This window comes from Autumnicola edwardsiae (assembly GCF_031846505.1).
GTDB lineage: Bacteria > Bacteroidota > Bacteroidia > Flavobacteriales > Flavobacteriaceae > Autumnicola > Autumnicola edwardsiae.
The window spans coordinates 1-7991 of the sequence record NZ_JAVRHP010000120.1; the positions used below are offsets into that span (position 1 = coordinate 1).

8 protein-coding genes are annotated in these 7991 nt (G+C 36.7%); 4 read left to right on the plus strand and 4 right to left on the minus strand.

The genetic code is table 11. From position 1 onward, the window contains the following. The coding region (locus tag RM529_RS15175; RefSeq protein ID WP_311485599.1) for a hypothetical protein at positions 1–181 on the plus strand (181 nt) is incomplete at its 5' end. A 708-nt stretch (positions 182–889) separates the two neighbouring features. Here the strand turns inward: RM529_RS15175 and RM529_RS15180 are convergent. From RM529_RS15180 to RM529_RS15195, 4 genes are read right to left on the minus strand one after another with little or no spacing between them, the layout of a single operon-like run. Beyond that, complete coding sequence (locus tag RM529_RS15180) at positions 890–1426, minus strand: hypothetical protein (protein ID WP_311485600.1); 537 nt, start codon at positions 1424–1426, stop codon at positions 890–892. 16 nt (positions 1427–1442) lie between these two features. After that, a complete protein-coding gene (msrB, locus tag RM529_RS15185; protein WP_311485601.1) occupies positions 1443–1835 on the minus strand; it encodes a peptide-methionine (R)-S-oxide reductase MsrB in 393 nt (130 codons plus the stop codon). Positions 1836–1839: 4 nt separating this feature from the next. Continuing rightward, entirely contained in the window at positions 1840–2316 is a 477-nt protein-coding gene (msrB, locus tag RM529_RS15190; protein ID WP_311485602.1) for a peptide-methionine (R)-S-oxide reductase MsrB, read from the minus strand. Between the two features lie 27 nt (positions 2317–2343). After that, on the minus strand, positions 2344–3252 hold the full coding sequence (locus tag RM529_RS15195; RefSeq protein WP_311485603.1) for an alpha/beta fold hydrolase: 909 nt from the start codon (positions 3250–3252) through the stop codon (positions 2344–2346). A gap of 131 nt (positions 3253–3383) precedes the next feature. Here RM529_RS15195 and RM529_RS15200 point away from each other — a divergent pair, with 131 nt between their 5' ends. The 3 genes from RM529_RS15200 to RM529_RS15210 all read left to right on the plus strand — a co-directional run bounded on the left by RM529_RS15200 (position 3384) and on the right by RM529_RS15210 (position 7903). Further along, positions 3384–4208 (plus strand): M48 family metallopeptidase, encoded by an 825-nt coding sequence (locus tag RM529_RS15200; protein WP_311485604.1) that lies wholly within the window; start codon positions 3384–3386, stop codon positions 4206–4208. Between the two features lie 72 nt (positions 4209–4280). Further along, positions 4281–5615 (plus strand): MFS transporter, encoded by a 1335-nt coding sequence (locus RM529_RS15205; protein WP_311485605.1) that lies wholly within the window; start codon positions 4281–4283, stop codon positions 5613–5615. A gap of 956 nt (positions 5616–6571) precedes the next feature. Further along, the gene (locus tag RM529_RS15210; protein ID WP_311485606.1) at positions 6572–7903 is read left to right on the plus strand and encodes a tyrosine-type recombinase/integrase; all 1332 of its coding nucleotides are present in this window, start codon (positions 6572–6574) and stop codon (positions 7901–7903) included. The last annotated feature ends 88 nt before the right edge of the window (positions 7904–7991 follow it).

A 7991-nucleotide genomic window follows, 5' to 3' on the forward strand; every position in this document is an offset into this window, starting at 1 on the left:
TAGAGGAACACTGGGAAATGAATACTTACTTTCAATATTATGGAGGTCTACAACTTCAGAAATGAGGGCAACCTGTGCTGCCAGAGATCGCTTACATTTCCGCCAGCTTTTAGGGGAATTTGTTCTTAAAAGTATTCTATGCCTATTCCGAAGCCAATCCCTGAATCAGGTATTTATTTGATGGCCTGTTAGAACCTAAAAAAGCTTTGTATAGAGACTGGTATGTGTAAATCCCTTTAAAGAACAATGAAAAATGATTGAATAGCGGAACATAGTATCCCAGATCTACTCTTAAATAAATTCCGTTTTTATCAACCTTTCCCAAATGTGTACCAATTCTACCGGAAAAAGTGGCAAATCCTTTGGGGTTTGATATGAAAGTGGTGTAAGTTCGAAAAAGATTGGAGAATAATCTATTTGACTATTTTCTAAATGAAGCATTTCCGAACCAGTTCCTGCTCCAATACCAATTAGGGTTTTAATAACTACTGAAGTAGAAATTCAAGGCCATAAATTCTGAAATTTTCACCAATCTCAAAATCAGGATTTCTTTTTGAAGAATAGTGTTTGTACGGAACAAAAGATGTCGAAAATTGCCGTTTTATGCTTAGTTCAAGTTTGTGGGTGGTTTCTTTATTTTGTGCATTTATTTAATAACTAAACGGAAAAATTATTAGGTAGAGAAAGAGATTTTTAAACTTGGGGGGTCATTTTTCGAAATATTCAAGAGAGGATTAAGTTTTGCTAGCTGTTAAGATATAAAATCACCTAAAATGGTGAGGAAATTTTTATTGTCACTCAAATTCACGCACAAAAAAAGCCTGCCGATCAGGGCAAGCTTTTTAGATTGGAGTGTTAACCTCAAAATCTTAGCCACTATATGAGCTTATTACTTAGTTTGTTCAATTTTTATTATTTCATCTTTCTTAAGATTTAAAGCTTCCATGACCGCCTGCATGTTAGAAGTATCAACACTACCTTGCTCAAAATCAGACGGGACAACTACTACTCTGTAATATTGATTTTCAATAAAAGATGTACTTAAATCACTTAAGTCAAAATCAGCTTCAATTAATAGCTCGACATCTTCATCAGTATGGTTATAGGAAATTTGGAGAATTCCCTCATCTAAAAAGTAGCTTTTTGGGATTAAATTCCAAGCTTCTACACTATTGCTTGTTTCAAGTCGATAGACTAGGATAGCATCTGATGGTTCTTCAGTTGGTGGAAATTCTAAAAATGAATTATAGATATTACGGTCTTCATTATACCCAAATTCTACATCATATTCATAACTGATTCCAACAACATAAGCGCCATCCTCACCAGGAGGACCTTGTGGGCCACGTGGTCCAATTTCTCCGTCATCGGAGCAGGAGGTGAATAGAAAAGTGGTCATAAATAAAAGTGAAAATATCTTTTTCATAATGTTTGGTTTTAAATTACTTATTAAACTCTATACTTGCCGAGTTCACGCAATAGCGTTGTCCTGTTTCCGTAGGGCCATCGTCAAAAACGTGCCCTAAATGACTTCCGCAGTTGGCGCAGAGGATTTCTGTTCGAATCATTCCAAAGGTTTTATCCTGTACATACTCGACTTTCCCTTCTATGGCTTCATCAAAGCTTGGCCATCCGCAGCCACTCTCAAACTTCGCATCACTTTCAAAAAGCTTTGTATGGCAGGCGGCACATTTATATTCTCCTTCTTCAAAGTGAAGGTTGTACCCGCCGGTGTGTGGTGCTTCGGTTCCTTTTTCCCGAAGAACCCGGTATTGCTCATCAGAAAGTTTTTCTTTCCATTCTGCTTCCGATTTTTCTATAGTGTATTTTTTCATATTTTTATTGTTTTGCTGGTTCAAAATCCATTGCAATTCCATTAATGCAATGTCTCTTTCCTGTAGTTTCCCGGGGGCCGTCATTAAAAACATGTCCCAAATGTCCCCCGCAGCGCGCGCAATGCACTTCATCGCGGGAATATCCAAGTTTGGAATCCCTTCCATAATCCACTCCGCCTTCAATCGCGCGGTCAAAACTCGGCCATCCGGTACCGCTCATAAATTTATGTTCCGTTTCATACAATTCGTTACCACAGGCGGCACAAACAAAGGTTCCGGGTTTTTTTATGTCATTCAAATCACTGGAAAAAGGTCTTTCAGTAGATGCTTTTCGCAGTACCTGGAATTCTGCATCACTAAGTTCCTGTTTCCATTGCTCTTCAGTCTTTGAGACTTCAAATTTTTCTGAAGATTGTTCTTTTTGTGCATTGCCACAACTCACTGTTATTATGGCAAAGAAAATAAATACTACCTTTTTCATTTTTTTTTTCATTTAAAAGTACAAAGATCATACCGTGATAAAAGTTGCTATTTTGTTAATTACTTCTGGATTGCCTAAAATTCGACGATGGCCCAAACCTTCTGTAATAAATAATTCGCTATTCTTTAGCTTTTCATCTATATCATATGCACAGCTAACTGCAACATCCACATCATTTTTATCGTGTATTACTAAGGTGGGTGTCGTTACCCCTTCAGCAGAAACAGCACCGGAATAAGAGTCCATATCCTGTTTAAATTTATTGTCGAGATAGGCCTTCATTTTCCCCGCAACCTTGTCGTTCATCTTCATGTTCCTGGCAAATTCCTTGGTAATATGAGTAATGCTGTTCGCTGTTCCTAAGAGTACAAGTTTTTTAGTGGAAGCTCCTTCACTAATTGCTTTTAGAGCAGACATTCCTCCCAGGGAGTGACCTATAATTGCTTCAAAAGGGCCGTAAAATTTGTTCAAATGGTGAATGGACTCTGTAAAATAGGGCATCATACTCGTGCTGCCCGGTGCTTTACCATGCGCAGGTGCATCAAAACTTATAGTGCTGTACCCGTTCTCCAGTAACGCTTCAGCAATTTTACTTAACTGGGTTCCCCTGCCGCTCCAACCATGTACCAGTAAAATCCTTTTTGAAGATTCTCCATATTTATAGGTAACGATCTCCCTGTGGGTTTGCGGAATAGTGATTTGTTCCTGTATAGACTCGTTGTCCATTTTCTTTTCTCTCTCCGGAAGTTTATACCGGAAAGGGGTTAAGAAAAGCCGGGCTGCAAATCTGCTGGCCAAATGAGGAGAAAGCTTTGTAAGTAACTGGTTAAACTGAAGGATGTAACCGGGAACCAAAAGACGTTGTACCGGAATATTCTCTTTGTTTTTCTTTTTCATATTATTAAAAAATAGATGCGCAAGGTAACCATTATTCATTTTCTCCAGTTTCCTAACTTATTTTATAAGCATTGGCTGTATAACATATACCTGCTATTTGTTAAATCCTACTTAAACAGTTTAGGAAGAACAAGTGCTTTTGTAATTTTAAGAAAACAAATTAATTTATTATGAGTCTTAGAAAAACAGTGATAATGATAAGTGCAATGCTGCTGCTGATAGTGGCATGCAAAACCAATCCTTTTACGGGAGAAAGAAATTTGAACTTTGTATCTAACGAACAACTGTTCCCTTCATCTTTTGAACAATACAATCAGTTTCTTGCTGAAGCCACGGTTGTTAAAGGAACAGAAGAGTCCCGAATGGTAAAAAATGTAGGCCAGGAAATTATAACAGCTGCAGAAAGATATTTAAATTCTAATGGATATCAGGGTTTTATGCAGGACTTTGAATGGGAAATACAACTGGTCAAGGATGAGCAGGTAAACGCTTTTGCCATGCCGGGAGGAAAAGTTGTAATTTACACAGGTATACTTGATGTTGCCGAAACCAGAACAGGGTTGGCAGTAGTTATGGCACACGAAATTGCGCATGCCCTTGCAGATCACGGAGCGCAGAGGATGAGTGCAGCCCAGCTTCAGCAAGTTGGAGGAGCCGTAGTAGGTGTGGCTGCAGGAGGACAAAGTGAGGCTACACAGCAAATTATAGCCCAGGCCTATGGATTAGGTAGTGAAATTGGTGGTATGCTTCCTTTTAGCAGAAGCCACGAGGCTGAAGCGGACAGGATTGGATTAACTTTAATGGCTATTGCCGGTTACAACCCCGATGAAGCCGCAGATCTATGGAGAAGAATGGCTTCACAAAGTAGCGGCGAGGCACCACCGGAATTTTTAAGTACGCACCCTTCTAACCAAACAAGGATAAATAACCTTACTGAGTGGGCGCCGGAAGCTAAGGCAGAAGCGCAGAAATATGGAGTAACAAGTTTTAAGTAGTATAAAAAATAATATTAATTAATTGATATTACAAAGCTGCCTTTTACGGCAGCTTTTTATATTTTTAGCACTATGAAACAACTTCCAAAGGGAAATAAGAAGCTCCTTAACGCCTGGGCTTTTTATGACTGGGCAAACTCCGTTTATCCACTCGTGATTTCTTCGGCGATATTTCCCATTTTTTACGGTGCACTTACGATAGTTAAAAATTCTGAAGGAAAAATTATTGATGATACTGTCCCTTTCCTCGGAATAAATTTTAACAACGACAGCCTTATTAGTTACGTTACTGCAGCAGCTTTTATGGTAGTTTCGGTGTTGAGTCCGTTTTTATCTGGTATTGCAGATTATGTCGGTAATAAGAAGAATTTCCTGAAGTTTTTCTGCTACTTAGGTGCTGTTTCCTGTATTGGATTATTTTGGTTTCAGCTGGAATTTTTGTGGTTCGGACTGCTTTGTTATTTTCTTGCGCTAATCGGATTTTGGTCCAGCCTGGTTTTTTACAATTCTTACCTTCCGGATATTGCTTTTCCCGATCAGCAGGATAAAGCCAGTGCCAAAGGGTTTTCTATGGGATACATTGGCAGCGTAATTCTGCTGATCTTATGCTTGCTTATGATTTTGAAATACGAATGGTTTGGATTTGAAAATGAAGGTTTCCCCACACGATTGTCTTTTGTGCTTACGGGAATCTGGTGGATTGGTTTTAGTCAGTATACCTATCGTTATCTGCCAACAGGAAATAAAAAAGCACGCTTAACCCGGAATGTTCTTTTTAACGGCTTTCGGGAATTAAGAAAAATTTGGATTTTACTAAAGGAGGACATTCAATTATACCGTTATTTAATCGCCTTTTTTGTTTATAGTATGGCAGTGCAAACAATTATGCTAATCGCCACATATTTTGGGATTGAAGAGCTGGACTGGGGTACACAGGATGCAACCACAGGATTAATCGTAAGCATTTTGCTTATTCAGCTAGTGGCAGTGGCAGGTGCAATGGTCACTTCCAGGCTGGCAATAAAAATAGGAAATATTAAGACTTTGATCTTTATAAACCTTATCTGGATTGCCATTTGTGGCTACGCATACTACATTGTTACCCCGATACAGTTTTATTTTGCAGCTGCTTCAGTTGGGCTGGTCATGGGAGGAATTCAGTCGCTTTCCAGGTCTACATATTCTAAAATGCTACCAGAAAATGCCATTGACACTGCCAGTTACTTCAGTTTTTATGATGTTGCTGAAAAATTAGGTATCGTTATAGGAATGTTTTTATACGGAATAGTTGCCCAAATTACTGGAAGTGTACGAAATTCGATACTTTTCCTTGTAATTTTCTTTATTGCCGGGGTTTTTCTCTTGCTGCGTGTTCCCAAGAAGACCAGAGGTAAAGAAAATGTCTAAATTATGTAGAGGCTATTAGCTCGTCCGGCTGCAGGAAAGGGAAGTCATAAATTATATTTCCTGCATAATAAATTCAGAAGATATGGAAAAGTATTTAAAATCATTGAAAATCAGCACTAATTTGAAGAGTCCTGAAAATAAGAAAATTGTATTCACCTGGATTCTTATTCTAATCTGCCTGGGAATTATTTTGTCAATGGCGGGATATTTTATGGGTAAAGCTTTATATTATTTGACTCACTAATACTCTGGATTAGCGCGGATTTCGGATTCACCATGATTATATGCCAAAAATTGCCATTTTAGGGGCATCATCTTACAAGAAGTGCTAAACCATTTATTTGTATATATTGTGGCTCCATTTTGCATTTTCAGAAAATGTCTAAGTTGATGTAAAGGTGAGCTAATGCCGATAATTGACATTTTACAGGTATCTCCTTGAATGAACCAGACCTCCAAATCATCCAGCCATCAGGTTTTCAAAACCTGACGCGTCTAACCCATATTTTTTTCCTGTGTTAGCGAAAATAGTGAAACCATTAATCTAAGTGTAAACCGTGCTAATAATCTATAATTGCCGTTTCTGAGGCGTGCCCTTGCAAAGGCCCGCCAATGTTGTTTATTCATGAATTCGTGGTGGCATTTTGTTTTTTTATAACGATAAAAACTTAACTGAAGAAGATAACGTGAAATGTAGAAATAAAAAATGCCGGAATGAAAATTCCGGCATTTTTTCTTGTAGCGAGACCGAGATTTGAACTCGGGACCTCCGGGTTATGAACCTAGCTAAACACCTATTTAAAATCAACTAAAATATATTAAATAATATGATTATCAGATAATTACATATTTTGTGATTTTATTCAAATAGTGTGAAAATCAAATTATTCTGTACTTATTCTGTACTAGTTTTTAAATTGGTTATTTATCTTTATATACATTTTAAATAACAAATTATGGCCAATGTGAAGATCGTTTTACGTAAGAATATGATGAGAAAGGATGGTAGAATTCCTCTTGCTTTGAGAATTAGTGAAAATTACAAAACCAATTATAAGTGGCTTGGGCAATATGTTTTTGAGAAGGACTGGGATGGAAAAGCAGGAAAGGCAAAGAGAAGTCATCCAAATTCACAAAAGCTAAACAATTTTTTAATGAAGAAATTGAGTGAAGTGAATGATATATTTTTTGAATCTAAAGATCGGGTTAGCCCGAAACAGGTAAAGCAAAAATTAAAAGGAACCTATGGACAGAAATTTTTTTTTGAACTAGCAGCGGAACGCATAATGGAAAAATATGAAAGGGGAACGTTTTCCGTTGCTAAGGCAGAATTATCTATTCTATATAATCTTGAAGAGTTTTTAAATTTAAAAAGAAATAAAAATAAATCAGCCGTTATTAAGTCAATAAAGGAGCGTCGTCTGAACCGTCTCAGTAAGGCTCGACTCAATGAATATGATTGGTTGGATGGTGTAGCTTATTTTAAAAATAGTAAGGCTCTAGCATTCCGAGATATTGATGAAGTATTCATTAATAAATATAAAACATTTTGCTATTCTTATTTAGGACAGAAAACCAGAACTATTACGAACCAACTTATTTTAATTAGAACTCTTTTCAATTTGGCTATTAAGGAAGGAATTATTGAACGAAAATATTATCCTTTTGCCGGTGATAAAGAGAAAATTAGAATTGGTTCTGGTAATAAGATAGGACTAAGTATAGAAGAGATCGAAAAAATAGAAAAACTAAAGTTGAAGAAAAATAGTTCTATTTGGCACACTCATAATGTATGGCTATTTTCTTTTTATTTTGCCGGTATTCGTATTTCGGATGTGGTCAAAATGAAATGGTCGGATTTTAAGGATAAACGGCTTTATTATGTAATGAATAAAAATGAAAAAGCACTTAGCCTTAAAATTCCTTCCAAGGCAAAAAAAATTTTAGAACATTACAAAAAAGAGAAAGAACTCAATAATGGTTATGTCTTTCCATTCTTGAGAAATACGGCTACTAATGATGCTGAACAAATTTATATACGAACCAAAAGCGTCACTAAGGTTTTTAATAAATGCCTAAAACAAATTGCCAAAGAATGCGGAATCGAAAAAAACTTATCTAACCACATTGCTAGGCATAGCTTTGGTAACATTGCAGGGGATCGTATTCATCCTTTAATGTTACAAAAGCTCTATCGTCATAGTGATTTAAAAACTACTTTGAATTATCAAGCTAATTTTATTCACCGAGATGCTGATGATGCACTTGATGAAGTTATTAATTTTTAAATGGCAATAAGTCAATTTACGGTTGTTAAAAATTTTTGAAATACAAAATACGGTCATAGTAACTCATAACCCGAAGGTCACTGGTTCG